General features: G+C 41.8%; 19 protein-coding genes. 9 read left to right on the top strand and 10 right to left on the bottom strand.

Annotation, left to right across the window (positions count from 1 at the left end; genetic code table 11):
* The first annotated feature begins 100 nt into the window (after nucleotides 1–100).
* A complete protein-coding gene (locus BK820_RS09130) occupies nucleotides 101–811 on the top strand; it encodes an SGNH/GDSL hydrolase family protein (RefSeq protein WP_071320710.1) in 711 nt (236 codons plus the stop codon).
* Nucleotides 812–846: 35 nt separating this feature from the next.
* Complete coding sequence (locus BK820_RS09135) at nucleotides 847–1,431, top strand: uracil-DNA glycosylase family protein (RefSeq protein WP_071320711.1); 585 nt, start codon at nucleotides 847–849, stop codon at nucleotides 1,429–1,431.
* 143 nt (nucleotides 1,432–1,574) lie between these two features.
* Here BK820_RS09135 and BK820_RS09140 read toward each other — a convergent pair whose 3' ends face one another.
* The 3 genes from BK820_RS09140 to BK820_RS09150 form a co-directional block, all read right to left on the bottom strand.
* Nucleotides 1,575–2,102: a pyridoxamine 5'-phosphate oxidase gene (locus tag BK820_RS09140; RefSeq protein ID WP_071320757.1), complete on the bottom strand. Its 528-nt coding sequence runs from the start codon at nucleotides 2,100–2,102 to the stop codon at nucleotides 1,575–1,577.
* A gap of 125 nt (nucleotides 2,103–2,227) precedes the next feature.
* Complete coding sequence (locus tag BK820_RS09145) at nucleotides 2,228–2,665, bottom strand: hypothetical protein (protein ID WP_071320712.1); 438 nt, start codon at nucleotides 2,663–2,665, stop codon at nucleotides 2,228–2,230.
* A gap of 186 nt (nucleotides 2,666–2,851) precedes the next feature.
* Nucleotides 2,852–4,408 (bottom strand): phospholipase D-like domain-containing protein, encoded by a 1,557-nt coding sequence (locus BK820_RS09150; protein ID WP_071320713.1) that lies wholly within the window; start codon nucleotides 4,406–4,408, stop codon nucleotides 2,852–2,854.
* A 123-nt stretch (nucleotides 4,409–4,531) separates the two neighbouring features.
* Between BK820_RS09150 and BK820_RS09155 the strand changes: the two genes are divergently transcribed.
* From BK820_RS09155 to BK820_RS09175, 5 genes are all read left to right on the top strand, one after another.
* Nucleotides 4,532–5,644 carry an S-(hydroxymethyl)glutathione dehydrogenase/class III alcohol dehydrogenase gene (locus BK820_RS09155; protein WP_071320714.1) on the top strand — a complete coding sequence of 371 codons (1,113 nt, stop codon included), beginning with the start codon at nucleotides 4,532–4,534 and terminating at the stop codon, nucleotides 5,642–5,644.
* 205 nt (nucleotides 5,645–5,849) lie between these two features.
* The gene (locus BK820_RS09160; protein WP_005222291.1) at nucleotides 5,850–6,380 is read left to right on the top strand and encodes a hypothetical protein; all 531 of its coding nucleotides are present in this window, start codon (nucleotides 5,850–5,852) and stop codon (nucleotides 6,378–6,380) included.
* A gap of 521 nt (nucleotides 6,381–6,901) precedes the next feature.
* Nucleotides 6,902–7,951 carry a 3-deoxy-7-phosphoheptulonate synthase gene (locus BK820_RS09165; protein ID WP_071320715.1) on the top strand — a complete coding sequence of 350 codons (1,050 nt, stop codon included), beginning with the start codon at nucleotides 6,902–6,904 and terminating at the stop codon, nucleotides 7,949–7,951.
* Nucleotides 7,952–8,196: 245 nt separating this feature from the next.
* Nucleotides 8,197–9,375, top strand: coding sequence for a PilT/PilU family type 4a pilus ATPase (locus BK820_RS09170; protein ID WP_071320716.1), 1,179 nt, complete (start codon nucleotides 8,197–8,199; stop codon nucleotides 9,373–9,375).
* 410 nt (nucleotides 9,376–9,785) lie between these two features.
* Nucleotides 9,786–10,991 (top strand): PilT/PilU family type 4a pilus ATPase, encoded by a 1,206-nt coding sequence (locus BK820_RS09175; RefSeq protein WP_071320717.1) that lies wholly within the window; start codon nucleotides 9,786–9,788, stop codon nucleotides 10,989–10,991.
* 59 nt (nucleotides 10,992–11,050) lie between these two features.
* Here the strand turns inward: BK820_RS09175 and BK820_RS09180 are convergent, their stop codons facing one another.
* The 6 genes from BK820_RS09180 to BK820_RS09205 form a co-directional block, all read right to left on the bottom strand.
* On the bottom strand, nucleotides 11,051–12,229 hold the full coding sequence (locus BK820_RS09180) for an MFS transporter (protein WP_071320718.1): 1,179 nt from the start codon (nucleotides 12,227–12,229) through the stop codon (nucleotides 11,051–11,053).
* Between the two features lie 231 nt (nucleotides 12,230–12,460).
* Entirely contained in the window at nucleotides 12,461–12,835 is a 375-nt protein-coding gene (gene gcvH, locus BK820_RS09185) for a glycine cleavage system protein GcvH (protein ID WP_048881090.1), read from the bottom strand.
* Between the two features lie 72 nt (nucleotides 12,836–12,907).
* Nucleotides 12,908–13,936, bottom strand: coding sequence for an AraC family transcriptional regulator (locus tag BK820_RS09190; protein ID WP_071320719.1), 1,029 nt, complete (start codon nucleotides 13,934–13,936; stop codon nucleotides 12,908–12,910).
* Between the two features lie 152 nt (nucleotides 13,937–14,088).
* A complete protein-coding gene (locus BK820_RS09195) occupies nucleotides 14,089–14,538 on the bottom strand; it encodes a MaoC family dehydratase (RefSeq protein ID WP_071320720.1) in 450 nt (149 codons plus the stop codon).
* Between the two features lie 3 nt (nucleotides 14,539–14,541).
* Nucleotides 14,542–16,386 (bottom strand): ABC transporter ATP-binding protein, encoded by a 1,845-nt coding sequence (locus BK820_RS09200; RefSeq protein WP_071320721.1) that lies wholly within the window; start codon nucleotides 16,384–16,386, stop codon nucleotides 14,542–14,544.
* Between the two features lie 254 nt (nucleotides 16,387–16,640).
* Complete coding sequence (locus tag BK820_RS09205) at nucleotides 16,641–17,897, bottom strand: mechanosensitive ion channel family protein (RefSeq protein WP_048881088.1); 1,257 nt, start codon at nucleotides 17,895–17,897, stop codon at nucleotides 16,641–16,643.
* Between the two features lie 358 nt (nucleotides 17,898–18,255).
* Between BK820_RS09205 and BK820_RS09210 the strand changes: the two genes are divergently transcribed.
* Both BK820_RS09210 and BK820_RS09215 read left to right on the top strand, forming a co-directional pair.
* Nucleotides 18,256–19,035 (top strand): hypothetical protein, encoded by a 780-nt coding sequence (locus BK820_RS09210; RefSeq protein ID WP_071320722.1) that lies wholly within the window; start codon nucleotides 18,256–18,258, stop codon nucleotides 19,033–19,035.
* Between the two features lie 157 nt (nucleotides 19,036–19,192).
* Entirely contained in the window at nucleotides 19,193–19,840 is a 648-nt protein-coding gene (locus tag BK820_RS09215) for a ParA family protein (RefSeq protein WP_071320723.1), read from the top strand.
* Between the two features lie 76 nt (nucleotides 19,841–19,916).
* On the opposite strand, the gene BK820_RS09220 is transcribed toward BK820_RS09215, so the two are convergent.
* On the bottom strand, nucleotides 19,917–20,453 hold the full coding sequence (locus tag BK820_RS09220) for a DUF2058 domain-containing protein (protein WP_071320724.1): 537 nt from the start codon (nucleotides 20,451–20,453) through the stop codon (nucleotides 19,917–19,919).
* Nucleotides 20,454–20,455: the final 2 nt, after the last annotated feature.

Genomic DNA, 20,455 nt, shown 5'->3' on the forward strand with positions numbered 1-20,455 from the left:
TTTTTTGATTTATGAAAGAGACCTAGTGACTATTAAGTTGTTACTTGAAAATTATAAACTGGGGTAAAATTAATCCTATCCTTATATAAATTAATCCATTATGTTGCTCAAAGCTGCCACGATTGCCTTAATACCTGCTCTAGTCATCCAGGGTAATCGCGTCAAGAAAAAAACGCTACGATTACCAGAACCTGCTGGGGAACGCGAAGGTTTGATTGGGCAGGGGAAACCTTTATCCATCCTGATTGTTGGAGATTCGGCAGCAGCCGGTGTAGGCGTAGATCATCAAGAAGACGCATTAACTGGGGCAATCTTAAGTCAGCTCCAGCAAGATTATCGGATTCGCTGGAAACTTCAGGCGAAAACGGGAGATGCGACTTCCAACGTCATTCGTGTATTAGAAAAAATTCCGGCTGAACACTATAATGTTGTGGTGACTTCAGTCGGTGTAAATGATGTTACCAAGCTGACACCCGCAGATGTGTGGATTAAAAAGCAGCAGAAACTTTATCAGGTGATTGAAAGTCGCTTTAGTCCTGAGTTAATTATCGCGGCCGGTGTTCCACCCATGAACATGTTCCCGGCTTTACCAAATCCATTAGCCTGGTTATTTGGTCGTTATGCCAAAGCCATGAACTCTGAGCTGGAGAAATTTGTCAGCAAGAAAGCCAATATGCAGTGGATTGAGTACGATATCAAACAATATCAGGCACTCAATCTGGAAATGGCCAAAGACGGTTTTCACCCGAGTAAAGAAGTTTATACGCTTTGGGGACAGGAAGTTGCTACAAAAATCCGCCAAAAATTTTAGAATAGAATTTCTATACACTAATTTAGTGGAATTTTATGTCGGATATTGAAACCCATCCTCTAGAACCTTTTTTACCGGAAAATTCCAAACTTCTGATGATGGGCAGTTTTCCGCCACCAGAAACACGTTGGAAAATGCGTTTCTATTATCCAAATTATCAAAATGATATGTGGCGGATATTTGGTTTAATTTTCTTTCATAATAAAGATTACTTTCTGGATATTGCCAATAAGAATTTTCAGGAGATGTTGATTCGGGAATTTTTGCTGGAAAAAGGTATTGCGATTTTTGATACGGCGTATCAGATCCGGCGATTGAAGGGAAATGCTTCAGATAAATTTCTGGAAATTGTTACGCCGACTGATCTCAACGAACTGCTTGTTCAGATGCCTTTATGTCATAGCATTATGACCACAGGCGATAAAGCGACCGAAACCCTGATGCTATCCATGCCTGAAGGCACAGAAAAACCTGCTATCGGGCAGCCGAGTAAAGCACATTTTGCTGGACGTGAACTAAAACTCTATCGAATGCCATCATCATCACGAGCCTATCCATTGGCTTTGGAGAAAAAGGCGGAAGCCTATCGGGAATTGTTTAGAGATGCTGGACTGATTTAGGCTTTAGCGATAAATGTTAATGCGATACTTATACTGTTTACGTTAAATCTATCTTGATTGAAGCACATATTTCATTTTGGGATTAAGAAAATAAAATACATGCATACTTATAGTTAATTACCAACCAATAGTAAGTATTAAATCTATGTATCCGGCATCATTTGTGGATATTCTACCCATTTAAAACCATGCGCCTGAAAATCCCGAACATGGGTAAAGTCAGACCAGATCAGGCGGCTGCCTTTGGTCCATCTTAATAGTTTTATTCTGCGATGGACCAGCTCCAGTTCAGTTTCAGTTGCAGGTCGCAGTTCACTGATTTCCGCATATAAACGTACTCCTGGATAACTGCTAAATTTACCGCTCATTAAAGATTTTAGCCAAAATGACTGGCTACTATTTACTGCTTGAATACACGCTTTCGAACTATGTGGAAGGTTCTGTTTCAGGCTGGTACAGTAGCGGTCAAAGAAAAAGCCTGTGGGTTTATATTCATGTAAAAATAAAGTGCCGATGGGACTGCTTGTAGGAAATCCATCAGAGGTGATTGTAGATACCGAGCAGTGCATGGCAGCACGCTGGGCATCAGCAAAGACATTCCGGATCTTAAGCCAATCTTGAGGCTGAATATTTACCATCATAAGGTCATCTTCATTTTTTATTATTTTCATTAACATAGCATAGAGCATATATAAAATTGCCGAGACATTACGACTTACCATTCATCTCTATAGAAATTTTAAAATAAAAAAGGCGATTGAATCGCCCTAAAAGTTTTAAGTGATGGCTTTAAATATTAACCATCATATTCCACATAATCCCAAAGATTTAAACGAGATTTAATTTCACGACCAATATTCGGTAATAAAGGCAACAGCGTGCCATCGATCCATAAACTCAAAGCTTGTGAAGATAGTAATTGTTGCTGCTCATCAACCAGTTTCGCACCTTTGACGACGACCAAAGTTTCTTCATTGACTTCAGTTTCTACACCTTTAAAGAGCACCTGCAGATCATAGCCAGAATCCTGAATCAGCCATTCCATTTCAATCTGGATATTTTCATTGGACTGGATGATAACCTGACCTTCAATCACTTCTGTATCAGAAATACAATCATGCTCTACACGGATTTTGGCGAGAAACCATTCCTGAGCGGATAATTCTTGAAGGGTTTTGTTTGGTGTGAGGATATCACTTAACTTAAACTGGCGGCTTAAATCAAAAAATTGCATGGGAGTGTGGCGAAAAAACTTCGCATAAAACTGGAAAAGTGTAATTTTAAGGCAATCTAGAGCTATGGTATAGATCATGACCGCATTGACCGAATAAACGTCTAAAACCTGCACAATTTTCAATTAATCCTAAAATTAACAATTTTTAAAATGAGGTGGAAATTCAATTTTGTCATCTGCTTGTCATTACATTGCCCATTCAGCCGGAAAAGTCGTGACCAAATGCATCATAAAACGCTGGAATCGGGTTGTTTCAGGATCATGGGTAAATTTTAAAATTTTTCCGTCTTTCTGTTGGTCCAGCCAGATAATTTCCCCTTTATCATTCAGCTTAAGTTGATAAGCAATACGTGGCAGATATTTATCTAGTGAGGCTGCAATTTCATTTTGAAGTTTCTCTGATTCGATCACCAGTCCGACTTCAGTATTCAGGCGTGCTGAACGGGGATCAAAGTTAAAAGAGCCGATAAAGACTTTGCCATTCGCATGGAAAAACTTGGCATGCAGGCTGGAGCTGTTTTTATTTTTAGCTGGAATCACATTACCTGTCATTTTCTCATACCAGGTACGTTCCCGACGTTCGATATAAGGTTTAAATTCCCAGATTTCTATACCATTTCTGAGCAATTGATTACGGTATTGCTGATAGTAGGCATGTACCACAGGCACATCATTCGCCAAAAATGAGTTGGTGACAACTCGAATTTTCAAGCCATTTCGGGCACGCTTGCTCAGATAATCCGTTCCCCATTGGGTGGGAACAAAATAGGAAGACACCAGGTCTAACTGATTTTTTGGTTCACCCATCAGATCTAACATCTGGGTATAGATGAAGTCTTCATCATTTATCGTGTGACGTGCTTTTCTGGGGGAATCGGCAACAAAGTGCGCACTGGCCCATTGCACAGGTTGTGACTGTAATTGTTTGGCAATTTGTTGCTCGGCAATATTGACGCGACGCTGGGTTTCCTTGGCATCCAAACGGGTTTGAGCAAATAATTTTCTTAATTCAACCAAATCATCCGGTTTAGACCTTTCCTCTAAGATCTGCTGGATATCATAACTCAGCGTATCATTCCAAAAGTCGATAAAAGACTGGTTGGCATCTGTGACCGCATTGCCAGCAAAGAAAATATCGACATCGGTAAACTGAAAATCATTGCTGGCTTCAAAATATTCACTACTGATATTGCGGCCACCGGTGACAGCCACACTGCCATCGGCAATGATCAATTTATTGTGCATACGGTGATTCACTTTCTTTAAACGCAGCCCATAATCTAGGGCGCGAAAGTGACGAAATTTATAAGGATTAAATAATTTGGTTTCGATATTAGGATGTTGGCTCAGCGCAAGCAGCTTATCATCCAGCTGGGTACCATTCTGGTCATCAATTAATAGCCGCACTTTAACTCCGCGATCAGCGGCATTCAGCAACTGGGACAATACCAGATTACCAATAAAATCATCGTTCCAGATATAATATTGCAAATCAAGATGATGCTTGGCGTGATTGATCAGGTGTAGTCGTGCTGCAATACTCATAAAACCGTCATATAGCGGCAAATAAGCGGTTAAACCTTCCTGAACATTTTCCCGGGCTTCGGTTTTTTGAATCCAGTGTTGGGATTGTACCGGTGTAATTTTTGCTTTAGTCGATATGTTTGGATCTAACTCACAGCCTGTCAAAAAAATGGATAAGCTAATAAAACTGATACAAAGTGTTTTAGTTCGGTGAGTCATTGAGTTTCCATTAATTATTTGGCTTTATTCTTCCCATATTAAAGATGTTAATGGTTGAATCTCAGAATAGAAAGAGGTTACTGTTAGTCATCTGTTAAATCAGCAAACAAAGGATAGTTTTAAATGAAATCACGTGCAGCGGTAGCGTTCGGTCCAGGCGAGCCATTACAGATCGTTGAAGTTGATGTCGCACCACCGAAAGCTGGCGAAGTTCGGGTAAAAATTAGCCATACGGGCGTGTGTCATACTGATGCTTTCACTTTATCTGGTGAAGATCCTGAAGGTGTATTCCCGGCAATTCTGGGCCATGAAGGTGCAGGTGTGGTGGTTGAAGTGGGTGAAGGTGTCACCAGCTTAAAACCGGGTGATCACGTGATTCCTCTATATACTGCTGAATGTGGTGAATGTCTGTTCTGTAAATCTGGCAAAACGAACCTGTGTGTTGCTGTACGTGCGACTCAGGGTAAAGGGGTAATGCCGGATGGTACCACGCGTTTCTCTTATAATGGCGAGCCAATTTACCATTACATGGGCTGTTCAACATTCTCTGAATATACCGTGGTTGCTGAAGTTTCTCTGGCGAAAATCAATCCGGAAGCAAATCATGAACACGTTTGCTTATTAGGCTGTGGTGTCACTACAGGTATTGGTGCAGTACATAACACAGCAAAAGTACAGGAAGGCGATACGGTTGCAGTATTCGGTCTGGGTGGTATCGGGTTGGCAGTGGTACAAGGTGCCCGTCAAGCCAAAGCCAGCCGTATTATTGCAGTAGATACCAATGCTGATAAATTTGAACTGGCAAAACAGTTCGGTGCAACCGACTTCTTAAATCCAAAAGACTATGACAAGCCAATTCAGCAAGTCATTGTGGAAATGACAGGCTGGGGTGTAGATCATTCATTTGAATGTATCGGTAATGTCGACGTAATGCGTTCTGCACTGGAATGTGCACACCGTGGCTGGGGTCAATCAGTCATTATTGGTGTCGCTGGTGCAGGTAAGGAAATTTCGACTCGTCCATTCCAGCTCGTGACTGGCCGTAAATGGATGGGGACTGCATTTGGTGGCGTAAAAGGTCGTTCACAATTGCCAGGAATGGTTGAGCAGGCTATGAAAGGTGATATCCAGCTGGAACCATTTGTAACCCATACCATGCCGCTTGAGCAGATTAACGAAGCATTTGATCTGATGCATGAAGGCAAGTCGATCCGTACAGTGATTCATTTTGACTAAGCGGATCAATTTTAAAAGACCGGTAAATACCGGTCTTTTTTATGTTTATTTATTTTAAGTTGGATACATTTGCCTCTTAAACCCTCACAGAGCTTAACTGAATCCGCACAAGCCTTCTAAAGTCATTTTGGCTCAGAGCTTTATAGTGGTGAAAGCATATTGATATGCGTTAAGAAAACCATTTTCAACAATAAGGATAAGCTCTATGTCGAATGATAATTTTGATCGTGATTTAATCAAGAATTCTCCAAAAGAAGTACGTGATGATTTAAATGCCGATCCAATTACTGGTGAACCGGGTGCGCATCCGGTAGGTACAGGTGTCGGTGCTGCAGGCGGTGCAGCTGCAGGTGCAGCAATTGGTTCTGCTGCTGGTCCGGTTGGAACTGCTGTCGGTGGCGTAGTCGGTGCAGTGGTTGGCGGGTTAGCGGGTCATGGTGTAGGTGAAGTGGTAAACCCAACCGAAGAAGAAGCATATTGGCGTGAAAATTCATTAAATACGCCTTATTATACTGAAGCACGTACAAGTTATAGCGATCTGGATTATGATCGTGATTATCATACGGCGTATCAGGTCGGTTATGAAAATCGTGCCCATTATGATGCTAACACCCGTTTTGAAGATGTCGAATCCGATTTAAGAATCAAATGGGAACAGGTAAAAGGCGAGTCGCGTCTGAACTGGGAGCAGGCTAAATATGCGATCCGCGATGCCTGGAACCGTGTTTCACGTTGATTCTGCTTTAATAATGAGTCACTGAATCTTGACAAGGTCTGAAGTAGCTTCAGATCTTGTCAAACTTTGGTATAGCTATGACAAATACGTGGATTGATAAATAAAAATAGCTACACTAATAAATATTTTTTTTACAATTTTTACTTGTCAAATACTGATATACCGCGTATTTTAAATTTCATATTCACATTTTTATAAATGACATAACATGCTCAAGCAACCTGTAAACTCAAACGCTTATTATTATTTCTGGCAGTTTAGATGATTGCCTGAATGCGTTCGGGCAAGTAAAAGGTTGCCCACCCAGTTTATACCTGATCGGCAACCCTGATCAGGTTTTTTTATGCTTGTTATATTTACTAATTTTGGAGACAGCCATGACTTATTTTAATTATTCATACTTTAGCAACTTTTATTGGTTCTACTTTAACCAGTTGATGAACCTTAGCACCCAGACACATAGACCCATAAAGCTCAAATAAAAGTTCGGACTGTATTGATCAGTCCAAAGGATGAAAGTCATGAATAGCGTTATTACATCACAACAACAGCAAACTGAAACTCTATTAAGCCTGCCGGCAGAACTGAAAGCACAATTGCCATTGTCTCCACAATTGGCTGAACAGATTGCCGGACAGCGACAAACCATACAGAACATTCTAGAGGGTAAAGATCACCGTCTGATGGTGATTACCGGACCATGCTCCATCCATGATGAAGCCTCGGCACTTGAATATGCAGAAAAATTAAAACAGTTACAGGCTCAAATTTCTGATCAGATTTTCCTGGTCATGCGTGCTTACATTGAAAAGCCTCGTACCACAGTCGGCTGGAAAGGTTTCCTATACGATCCTGCACTGGATGGTTCATCCAATATGCAGTTGGGTCTGCAAAAATCTCGCGAACTTTACCTGAAAATTATTGGCATGGGCTTACCGATTGCTTCGGAAATCCTCAGTCCAATGGCGACGGCGTATTTCGATGATTTACTGGCGTGGGGTGCGATTGGTGCACGTACCAGTGAATCTCAGATCCATCGCGAAATTTCTAGCCATATGCCATACAGCATCGGTTTCAAAAATGGCACTGATGGTTCGATTCAGATTGCTTTAGATGCGATTCAGTCAGCTTCTCATCCGCATCAGTTCCTGGGCATGAGCCAATCGGGTTTACCATGTATTTTAAATTCCAAAGGAAATCCAAAAGCCCATCTGATTCTGCGTGGATCAAATAGTGGTCCGAACTACCAGTTATCTGAAATCGAGAAAATCAAAGCCAAACATTCAGCGGAATTGCCAGCATTAGTGATTGACTGTAGCCATGGCAACAGTTCCAAAAATCCGATGTTACAACCAGAGGTTTTAGAGCAGATCGTGGCAGAACGCTTACAGACCAATGTTCGCGGTGTGATGCTGGAAAGTCATCTGGTTGATGGCAATCAGAAAATTTCAAATGGTATGGTTTACGGACAGTCGGTTACAGATGGATGTCTGGGCTGGACAAAAACCGAACAACTGTTGTTAAATATGACAGATTCACTGCGACTGGAAGGTTTAAAGCGTAGTGCTTAAATTTACGGTCATGCCTTTCCTCAGACTGTTAGGGAAAGGCATGAGTGAATGCTACAGAGAGGAAGACTGCTTATAAAGTTTCGATCAGCACCTTCACTATGTTGAACATACAGAATAATAATCCATTAAAAATATATTTATAAAAGCATCAAAAAAATAAATGATTTCACAATAACAATAATTTTTCAGGATCTGCATCAACACGTTTTATATCGCGCGATGGACATGATCTGAGGGACCTCGATATGTATACACCCGAATTGCTCGATGAAGCACGCAAATTTATGCACCATATGCTGACCAAAGTGGTTGAATATGGAGGTTCCGATCTTTTTATTACCGCAGATTTTCCACCAAGTATCAAACAGCAGGGTCTGATGAAGCCTTTTGGTCAGCAAAAACTGGCAGCGAATAAAACCCGTTTGTTTGCCTATGCTTTAATGAATGAACGACAGATCAAGGAATTTGAATCAGTGATGGAATGCAATTTCGGTATCAGTGTACCGGGTGTATCACGCTTCCGGGTCAATGTCTTTCAGCAACAGCATAATGTTGGGATGGTAATCAGAACCATTACTACGGAGATTCCAAGCTTTCAGCAATTAGGACTACCAAACTCTTTGCAACAAGTGATTATGGAAAAACGTGGGCTGGTTCTGATTGTAGGTGCGACAGGTGTTGGTAAATCTACCACACTTGCAGCCATGATTGATCACCGCAATACCTATTCTGAAGGACATATTATTACCATAGAAGATCCTGTGGAATACGTGTATCAACATAAAAAGTCCATGATTACCCAACGTGAAATTGGCGTAGATTGTGTTTCCTGGCATAACGCGCTGATCAATACCATGCGTCAGGCACCGGATGTGATCGTGATTGGTGAAATCCGGGATACCGAAAGTATGGAGCATGCAATTGCCTTTGCTGAATCCGGTCATCTGTGTTTGGCCACCCTGCATTCTAATAATGCCGATCAGGCTTTAGACCGAATTATTAATTTCTTCCCGGAAGAACGCCGCAATCAGCTATTAATGGATTTATCCGCCAATATGAAAGCTGTGATTTCGCAACGTTTGATCCGTACCGAGGATGGGCAAGGCCGTAGAGCTGCCGTTGAAATTTTATTGAATACGCCACTGGTGTCTGATTTTATCCGTAAAGGAGATTTTTACGAGTTGAAAACTATTATGGCGCGTTCGCGTGAACTCGGCATGCAGACCTTTGATCAGGCATTATTTGATTTGTATAACCAGGGAGTTATTTCTTATGACGAAGCCTTGCGTAATGCAGATTCAAGTAATGAAATGCGTTTGCAGATCAAATTAAAGAGCAGTCGCATCAATCCCGCTCTTCAGGAAGAAGGAAGTAAAATGAGGATACTGGAACAGTCTAAGGAAACTACACTTTCCAGAATCTGACATACAACATTTTGCTGAAATCAAGCTGCATTCAAATGCAGTTAAGTTGGATGATAATTTTTCAGCGGTGGTTTAAAGATCATAAAGCTTTAGCCACCAAGATTTTTAATTTAATTTCCTTATTTAAAAAAATATGTGGACGGATTCATTTCGATGAGTTTCCAATTTACTTTTCTAAAATCTGGACTCTAGTTTATCAATAGTTATAAATATTAGATTTTAATTTCATTAAGATCATTTCCCTTTATTTTTATTTTCTTTGAATCAGGTCACAGAATTATTTAAAAAAATTATCTTTATAAATCAAATGTGTTTGAGCCTTTTGAAAAAGCGCTGCACAATAAAATCAAAATATATTGATATGAGTCTTTTTTTGAAGATTTATACCATTGTGCATTACAGAGGAAAATATGTTTACGGCAGAGTTATTAGAAGAAGCACGTAAGTTTATGCATCATATGCTGACCAAGGTCGTTGAATATGGTGGTTCAGACTTGTTCATTACCGCAGACTTTCCTCCGAGTATCAAACATCAGGGATTAATGAAACCTTTTGGGCAACAGGAACTCACCCCAGAAAAAACCAAACTGTTTGCCTATGCACTGATGAACGAAAAGCAGCGTAAAGAATATGAAGCAGAACTAGAATGTAACTTTGCCATTACTGTACCGGGCGTTTCACGTTTCCGTGTCAACGTGTTCCAGCAGCAGCTCAATGTCGGCATGGTGATCCGGACCATCACTGCAGAAATTCCGAATTTCCAGAAGTTAAAATTACCAGAGTCACTCAAGCATGTGATTATGGAAAAGCGCGGTCTGGTACTCGTCGTGGGCGGTACAGGTTCAGGTAAGTCGACTTCGCTTGCTGCGATGATTGATTATCGTAATGAAAACTCAGCAGGCCATATCATTACCGTAGAAGACCCGGTGGAATATGTACATAAACATAAGAAGTCAATGATCACCCATCGCGAGGTCGGTGTAGATAGCCATTCCTGGCATAATGCCTTAAAAAATACCTTGCGTCAGGCACCCGATGTGATTCTGATTGGTGAAATCCGGGATACGGAAACCATGGAACATGCAATTGCCTTTGCCGAAACAGGGCATCTCTGTCTGGGGACGCTGCATTCCAACAATGCCAACCAGACCCTCGACCGGATTATTAACTTCTTCCCGGAAGAACGCCGTAATCAGTTATTGATGGATCTGTCTTCCAATATGAAAGCGATTGTCTCTCAGCGTTTGGTCCGTACTGAAGATGGCAAGGGGCGTCGTGCCGCGGTCGAAATTATGCTGAATACACCATTGGTATCAGATCTTATTCTGAAAGGTGATTTCCATGAATTAAAAGCAATTATGGGTAAATCACGTGAACTTGGTATGCAGACCTTTGATCAGGCATTATTTGATCTTTATAATGAAGGTGCGATTTCTTATGAAGAAGCATTGCGTAATGCTGATTCGACCAATGAGCTTCGTCTGCAAATCAAACTGAAAAGTACGCGTGCTAATCCAGCCATGAATAATACGGCCACCGCATTTAGCATGGTGGAAGAGAAAAAGCCGGACAATGAAACGGATGAAGATACCAGTACCACAGAACAAAGTTCATAAATCTGAAAGGCTTAAATTAAAAACCGACATGAAATAAGGTCGGTTTTTTTATTGCTGGATTAAGCTATAACAGTTGTACGTTGAACCACGAATTTAAAATACAGCAGGCTCAAGGCTGTTAGAGCGGCACAAATAATAAAGGCGAAGCTGAAGCTTTGCTTGGTAATCATCATCCCAACGACTAATGAGCCAATGGCAATGCCGATGTCGTAGCAGGTATAGAAAGTCGAAGTAGCATAGCCAATCCGATGCTTGGGAGCACGTTGAATGGCGAGAGTTTGCAAGCAAGGTTGAGCACTGCCAAAACCCAATCCGATCAGTACGGCTGCCAGCATAAATCCAGTCAGGGTATGAATCTGACTTAAAACCAATAGCCCCAGACTAAAGGTAAGAACCGCAGGATAAATTACATATTGTGGACCTTTACGGTCATAAATTTTGCCAGTAATCGGGCGTAGGCTCATCATGGAAATGGCAAAAACCACAAAGAATAAGCCTGCGTACTGCATCAGATGAATTGAACTGGCAAAGGGGGCAATAAAGGACATGATGCTGGCATATGAGAAGGAAATCATCATGACCATTAAGGCAACGGTCAGGGATTTTTTCTCAATAAAATCACTTAAGCCAAGTTTGGTCTTTTCAGCTTCACTGACAGGTTGTTTGACTTCCTGCACTGGAATCAAAAAACAGAAGATATAACCGATAAAGATCATCGCGACGAGTACAGCAGTCACCATGGTATAGCTTAAATATGGAATAAGACCCAAGCCAATGAGTGGTCCAAGTACAATCCCGAGATTTACTGACATGGCATAATAACCCATGCCTTCGCCACGACGACTGTCTGGAATAAACTGGTTTACCACAGGAACACACACAGTAGTCAGAATACTGAACCAGACCCCATGCATTAATCGCAGCACATATAAACTGGTCATGTTGCTAATAAATAAATAGCCAAAAGCGATTAAACAGAACATGGTTGCCGAGATGATGAGAGTACGACGCTGTCCTAATTTTTCTATAATCAAGCCACTAAATGGGCGGATCACAATAGCTGAAACCATGAACAGCGTCAGGGTTAAACCGGCCTGTGTTACGCTGCCACCAAGTTCTTTCAGGATATAAATCGGCAGAATTGTGGTTTGTGCAAAATAAAAAATAAACAAAAACATATTATTTGCCAGACAAAGCAAAAAGGGCTTCGTCCACAGCGGCATTGTAGTTGCATTCATGGTTGTCCTGAAGTTTTAATGTGAGACGCTAGGCCAAAAGCAATATTTTTTTTATGGAGTATGCTGAATGCGATGTTCAGCATCGAAGCGCGTCACGATGACTATATGGGAGATTATGTGAATAATACAATAAAAACCGATGTATGTGGCGTCATTTTGATCTGTATGAGGTCTTAAAAATTCAGGCATAAAAAAATCAGCCCGCAGGCTGATTCTTAAAAACAGGTTAGATTATAGGCCTGCTTCATATTCGGTATTGCTCAGTAGTTTTTCTACATCAGCGATATTGTCTGGTTTGATTTTGTAGATCCAGCCTTTGCCGTATGGATCGTCATTAATGAAATCCGGATCATCTTCCAGTGCCGGGTTGATTTCAACAACCACACCAGAAACAGGCGCATGGATATCTGATGCTGTTTTTACAGATTCAACCACACCTGCTTGCTGACCTGCGGTTACATGTGAATCAAGATCTGGTGCTTCAACATAGACCAGGTCACCTAAAGCATCCTGTGCATGGTCAGAAATACCGGTCACCACAAGATCACCCTCAATGCGTACCCATTCATGTGTACTTGCGTACTTTAATTCTGAAGGATGATTCATTGATAACTCCTTAAATCGCTTAGGTTCATTTTTGACATGATTTATACATTCTTTTGCTGCAAAACAAAAGGCTTATAGGTATGGATCTTTACGCCAGTTGCTTGGACTGCGACCACTCCAGCGTTTAAAGGCACGACTGAAGTTGGCGACATCACTATAGCCGAGTTCATCGGCAATCTGTTCCAGAGTGAAGTCTGTTCGTGAAAGCAGGGAAGTTGCATGACGATAACGTACTTCATCGACCAGTGTCGAGAAAGAAGTGCCTTCTGCGGCCAGCTGACGTTTCAAGGTACGATCCGACATATGCAGACGGTCGGCGACTGCTTCAATACTAAGATAATGCTGTTCTGAATTGGTCAGAATATCCCGTACCCGCATGGCAATACGATGCCGTTCACCCAGTGCGGAAAGTTCTGCTTCACACTGGTTAATCGCAATCTGGCTGGCGATCGGATCGGCATGCACCAGTTTATTCATCAGATAGTTTTTATCGAAGCTAAGTAACAGATGTGGCTGTTCAAAACGGAACTGATGCGTAGGGAATTTTACTATAAAGCGTTCAAAACCTTCCGGCTTTTTAAAATCGAAATCGATTTCTCCGGTTGCATCGCTGATCCCGGTAATGGCTTTAGCCATACTGATCAGACCGATCATCAGGGCGATTGAAATTTCAGTACGCAGCGGTTCCATCTGAATATCAGTTTGTAGCTGTACTGTGGCCTTGACCCCAAAGGTCGAGAAGAACAGTTGTAGGAAGGGCAAACGCAACTGAATAAAACGGTTGGCCAGCACCAAAGCTTCGGTAATATTGTTTGCCGTCATGATGGCATAGCCAATAAAGCCATGAATGGAAATACGCATCTGTGTGCCAAGGTGATAGCTCAAGGTCGGTTCACCAGTCAGCTTGAGTGCGTGTTTAACCATATCATTGGCAATAGCAGTCGGAATTCGGAACTCAGGATCTGCCAGCTGTTCGCTGGTCAGCCCAAAAGGTTTGAATAGCGACTCATCGTTATAGCCCCAGCGGGAGATAACGTCGAGAAGCAAAAGACCATAAACACCTGGGATGCCTTGGTCTTGGCGTGTAACAATCATCTTCATGCGCGATCCGTTGCACTCAGTCAAATTTTTTCTATTTATGTGCCCATATTGGCATGAACTAGCCAGTTTTATCTTTAAAATTGTTGGACAAAATGCTGAGCCTTACCCAAACACTTCAAGCAGATTAGCCTGAAATGTGGGTAAAAATCAAACTAAACTGCTGTAAATTCTCGCTTAAATACCAGAATATTTGTGGTTGAATTAAACAGAACCTGATCTTGCTGGTTCAAGGCCTGTGTTTCATAGCTAACAATGCCACGATCAGGTTTGCGTTTGGAAGGTTGAATATCAGTGATGGTCACAATCACCCGGATTTCATCATCAGGGCGGGTCGGGCAGGGCCAACGCACATGCGAATCCGCCCCAATCAGACCATAAGCAACCGGGAAACATTCGGTCCATAAACGCATGATCACCGCAGCAGTATGCCAGCCACTGGCGGCCAGACCCCGGAAGATCGGATGCTGTTCGGCCTGTTCCGCATCGACATGAAACGGTTGCGGATCATAGGCATGAGCAAACTTTAGAATTTCGTCCTTACTCATGCGGTAAGAACGACTTTTAAACTCATCACCAATCTGCAGGTCTTCCAGATATAACATGTTCTATCCTTGTTCTTTTGTGTCGTGTTCTATTAAAAATCCGCCAGTCTGACGTTGCCATAGATGCGCATAAATTCCATTCAATGCCACCAGTTCATCATGTGTGCCTTGTTCAACAATCTTACCCTGATCCAGTACAATCAACCGGTCCATTTGCGCAATAGTAGAAAGACGGTGAGCAATCGCAATCACAGTTTTACCTTTCATCAGCTCATCCAGACTGCTCTGAATTGCCGCTTCAACTTCTGAATCCAGTGCACTGGTTGCTTCATCCAGAATCAGAATAGGTGCATCTTTCAGAAAGACACGAGCAATCGCAATACGCTGACGCTGACCACCAGACAGCTTGACGCCACGCTCGCCAACATAGGCCTCATAACCACGCTTACCGCGCATATCGCTTAGTTGCGGAATGAATTCCTCTGCCTCAGCTTTACGCACCGCCTCAAACATTTCTTCATCCGTCGCATTCGGACGACCATATTTGATGTTTTCAGCCACACTACGATGTAGCAGTGAAGTGTCCTGTGTCACCATGGCAATATTCTTGCGCAGGCTATCTTGAGTCACATCTTCAATATTTTGTCCATCGATTAAAATACGACCTTGGTCAATACGATAGAAATTCAGCAATAGCTGAATCAGGGTAGACTTACCGGCACCAGAACGACCCACCACACCGATTTTTTCACCCGGTCGTATGGTCAGGTTCAAACCATCAATCACGTTTTTGTCATTATAGGCAAAGCAAACATTATCAAATTTGATTTCACCCTGTCTCAGTTCCAGTTCTTTGGCATCCGGCTTGTCTTGAATCGAAATTGATTTACCCAGAGTTCCCATGCCGTCCTGAATGGTTCCGACATTTTCAAACAATTGCGAGGTTTGCCACATCAGGAATTCGGCAATACTGTTCAATTTCAGTACCATCGCCGTAGTTGCAGCAATAATGCCGAGCTGAGCCTGACCTTCCATCCATAACCAGATCGCTGTCCCTAATACACCGCCATAGAGTACGAGGCTCAGCAGTAAAATACTGATTTCATACTGGGCCCCCAGTCGCATCTGTTTATAAACCGTCACCATAAACTCTTGCATGGATGCTTTGGCATACTGGCTTTCACGGCCTGCATGAGCAAAAAGTTTAACGGTCTGAATATTGGTATAGGCATCGGTCACACGGCCAGTCATTACCGCACGGGCATCGGCCTGTTCATGCGAGATTTTGCTGAGACGGGGAATGAAATAGCTGGCAGCACAGATAAACAGTAGCAGCCATACCATCAGTGGAATAATCAGATAAGCAGAAATTGATCCGAGTACGATGTTAATGGTAATGAAATAAATCACTACATAGGCCAGCATATCGCCGAGAATGACCCAGAATTCACGGATCGCCAGTGAGGTCTGCATGACCTTGGCAGATAAACGACCGGCAAAGTCATTGTGGAAGAAATCCAGGCTTTGCTTGAGCAGCAGATTATGAAAACGCCAGCGCAAACGCATCGGGAAATTACTGTATAAAATCTGGTGCTTGATCAAGGATTGCGCACTGGCAAAGAAGATATTGGCCAGCAAGACTACAGTGAGTAAAGTCAGGTTGGTCGCATGTTGCTCCAAAAAGGTGTCTGGCTGACTTTGGCTGAGCCAATTGACCAGATCGCCAATTTTAGCATACAGCAAAGCCTCGAAACTGGCTGCACCCGCAGTACAAAGGACAAGAATCAACAGATAACGGCGTACGCCATAAGCCGCTTGCCAGACAAAAGGGAAAAAACTGGTGGGCAAGGGTTGGTTCAGATTTTTGGTGGGATAGGGATCTACCAGCCGTTCAAGCCATCGAAACATTAGTGTGCTCTTTTCTCATGCATTTTGCTTTTCACGGATTATAAAGGATTCTGTTTTTATAAGGCTGAATTAAGGTGAAATTGCCACAAAATGATTAACTAAATCAAACTTTAGGTTGCAAAGCTTAAAACCTGGAAAAGTTGATTTCAGGTAAATAAAAAATTTGAAAAGACATTGATGAGATTACATGTCTAAATCAATAAAAAAAGCCTGAAATGACGTATCATTTCAGGCCTGGAGTAACTGCGTTGAAATTAAGTAATAATTGGAGAAGCAGGCGCTGTAAATACTTCCTTAAAATCGCTACCTGAAGGTGCCTGATACACTTTCAGGCCAAATTCCGGAATAATTGCCAATACATGATCCATAATATCAGACTGAATGTTCTCATATTCAGTCCATACCGTGGTATTGGTAAAGGCATAGATTTCTAGCGGTAGGCCTTCACTAGTCGGCTGTAATTGACGCACCATCAGAGAAAAGTCTTTAGTAATACCTGGATGCTGTTGCAGATAAAATTCCAGATAGGCGCGGAACGTTCCTAAATTGGTTAAACGGCGCTGATTATATTGGGAATTATGCTGTAACTGCTGGTTGAATTTGACCAGCTCTTCAGTCTTGGTATTCAGATAATGATCGAGCAGGATAAAGTTTTTCAGTTTGGTCTGTTCTTCCTCACTCATAAAATGCACGCTGCTTTGATCAATATGAATCGAGCGTTTGATACGACGTGCACCAGCTTCCTGCATTCCTCGCCAGTTTTTAAACGTATCCGTCACTAACTTATTGGTTGGAATGGTCGTAACGGTTTTGTCAAAGTTTTGCACGGTCACGGTATGTAATGACATATCAATTACATCACCATCCGCATTCAGTGAAGGCATTTCAATCCAGTCACCGATACGCACCATGTCATAAGAAGAAATCTGTACTGAAGCCACCAATGAAAGAATCGTGTTCTGAAACACCAGCATCAGCACGGCAGCCATTGCACCGAAACCCGCCAGCAAGGTAAATACATCCTTTTTCAGGAAGGTACCCAGAATCATCAATCCACAGACAATAAAAATCAGCAGTTTCACCAGCTGCAAATAGCCTTTAATCGGTTTATTACGTGATTTGGGGTTGCGCTGATAAATCAGGTTGAAAATATTCAGCAATTCACCCAGTGCCAAGGCAATGGTCAGGAAAATAAAAGCCTGAGCACCCATCTGCACAAAGGTCTGCACTTTATCTGACAAGTGTGGAACCGTGCTGATCCCATTCATAATCACAATAGCGGGTACAATATTGGCAATACGGCGAATTACACTGTGTTCCGCAAAGATCGTGTTGTTGGCAAAAGGCAATTTGGAAATCAGTTTACGAATTCCACGAACAACAACCTGTTTGGCAAACAGATTGGCGATAAAAGCCAGCGCAATCACAATGCTTAAAGAAGACAGCATTTCCAGCCAAGGGTATTGATCTGCCCAATCTTGAATGTTCTGAATAAATCTAAACTGTTCCAACTGATCTTTCTCTTCAATATAAAAATGCCATACAGTTTATAGGCTTAGAAATTATTTATTAACCTTGAATAACGTTTTAAAACATATCTGTCCCGTTACAGTATTTTGATCCATCAATATTATGCTTATAAAAAGATACAAAAACAGATAGAGAAGCAGATTCTGCTTATTTAAAATTTGATTAACCAGCGGTCATCCTTATGACTTGTTGAAATGATCAGGAAAGTTTTAAAACTGTTAATTACATCAGATGAACAGGAGGCTTTATCGGCATTTCATATCAGCTTCTAAGTAGCTCAGCTATGATAAAGATGAATATTAAAGATCACCCTCCTACAAAAATACAAAGGGTAGAATTATGCAAAAACAGTTAGCAATTGCTGGTCTAGCCTTAGCGCTGAATGCCTGCGGTGATGGGAATGATGATATTTTTAGAGGTGTAGATGGTTCATCTTCAAGCCGCTTGACAGGTGTTTATCTCGGCAGTTTTGCAGATGAAAATTTGAGTCCGCGCTCTATTCTGGGTGTGATCGAGAAAAATAGTAATTTCTGGTTATTGTATTCACTGCCAGCAGATAATGGTTATACCGGTATTATGCGTGGGCAGTTTTCTTTATCGGGCAATCGCTTTAGTGCGACCAACATTCGCGACTATAATTTTGCCTTGAATCAAACTGCTAGTGTAACCCTGAATGGTCATTATACGGCGGAAAAGAACCTGCAGGGAAACGTCAATAATACCAATAATCGGCCTTTTAACCTTATTTATAATACAGATTACAGTCGTGACAATACCAGTATATCCAGCCTGCAAGGACGCTATAGCGGTCGAACCACGACTTTAACCAATAATGTAATTACTACAGTCAATATCGACCGTAGCGGAGTGGTGACAGGAATTGTCGGCGATCAGGACAAGTGTGCATTTGCAGGAAGAGTGAGTTCGGAAAACAATGCGCCATATTTTAATATTCATCTGGTCTTAACAGGTTCTGCAAGTTCCGACTGTTTGAATGGTGCACAGGAAGTAGATGGGATATTGCTGAACCAGATTGATAGCCAGTCAATTTATATGATGGCCGAGAACAGCAATCAGCAGGATGCAATTCTGTTTATTGGACAGAAAACTCAAAATTGATCTTAGTCAGAAAGATTTTTAAACAAAGCATCTAAGGGTGCTTTTTTATGATCTAATTTAAATGAGTTTTGACTTTTCAAATTAAATCATTCATTTTAAAACCATAATTATTTTAAGTACTTAATATAATATTGTTGATTAAAAATGCGGGGATAATATGACGATCTTTGTGGTGACCAGCCCGAAACGAGGGTCAGGTAAAAGTACCTTGGCGATGAATCTGACAGAATATCTGCGTCTTCAAGCCAGAACACTTTATATTGATACCGATGACGACAAGCAGAATTTTGAATGGGTGGCTTTGCATCGTACAGGTTTTGGCTTTGAACATATTTCCTTAAAAGACCATCCAGATGAGTTAATGCGGCGTGTAGAACAGGTCAAAACTCAATATGATGATATCGTGATTGATATCGCCGGGCATGATAGTTATGCATTGCGCTCGGTGTTGATGCGAGCAGATAAGCTGATTATTCCTATGTCAGCAGAGGCTGAAGAGCAGGAGATGTATAGCCAGATGCTGCAACTGGCCATCAGTGTTGCACAGCTTAATACCCAGTTAAAAGTCTATGGAATACTGATGCGTGTACCTCAGCAGATCGAAATCTCGCAAATTGAAGCAAATCAGAATTTGCTCAAAGGCATTCCTGGTGCACATTTTTTGAATACTATTATTTATGAGGATGAAGCCTTTGATGATGCAAAGAATTTGGGCTGTAGCATCTGGGAACATTCACCAGCACAAGGGCAACGTTTTGATCAATTTATTCAGGAGCTAATGGCTGATACAGCACAGCCAGTTTGATTGTCTACCTCGAATCATTATGTTAATAGTGCTTAAAAAAAGCTCCCGAAAATAGGGAGCTTTTGGCTTTCATGGATTACCACATCAGGTCATCCGGAATCACATATGCTGCATATGGATCTTCTTCATCGGTGGTCTGTTCATTCTTCTCGGAATTATTCACAATGATAAAGCCTTCCATTTTGGCATTGATACGATCCGCCAGCGCTTTAGGCAGGAAAGCATAGCTGTCATTTTCGCGGGCGATCACCAAACTGCCTGCAACCAGGGCATTATAAATTTGCTGATTCAGATAGACTTTCTTGATTTTAGAATCATCAATAAACTGATAGGAAATCTCACCATCAGTATCGCGAATTTTATGCTGATTGATCATTTGCATGATGGCAGCTTTGAGTTCTTTTTCCTGCAGCGCTGCCTTTTTCTCTTGTTCAATGGCCTGATCTTTTGCCAGTTTCTCCTGTTTGGCCTGTTCAATTTTCGCCTTGATTTCAGCTTCACTGCTATCACCAGTGCGCTTTTCATGAATGGCCTGCTTTGACAATTTTTTTGCTTTCTTATTATCGACCAGACCTGCCTTTAACAATTGTGCCTGTAGTGCGTTTTTAACCATGA

The sequence above is a fragment of the Acinetobacter sp. LCT-H3 genome, from assembly GCF_001866125.1.
GTDB lineage: Bacteria > Pseudomonadota > Gammaproteobacteria > Pseudomonadales > Moraxellaceae > Acinetobacter > Acinetobacter schindleri.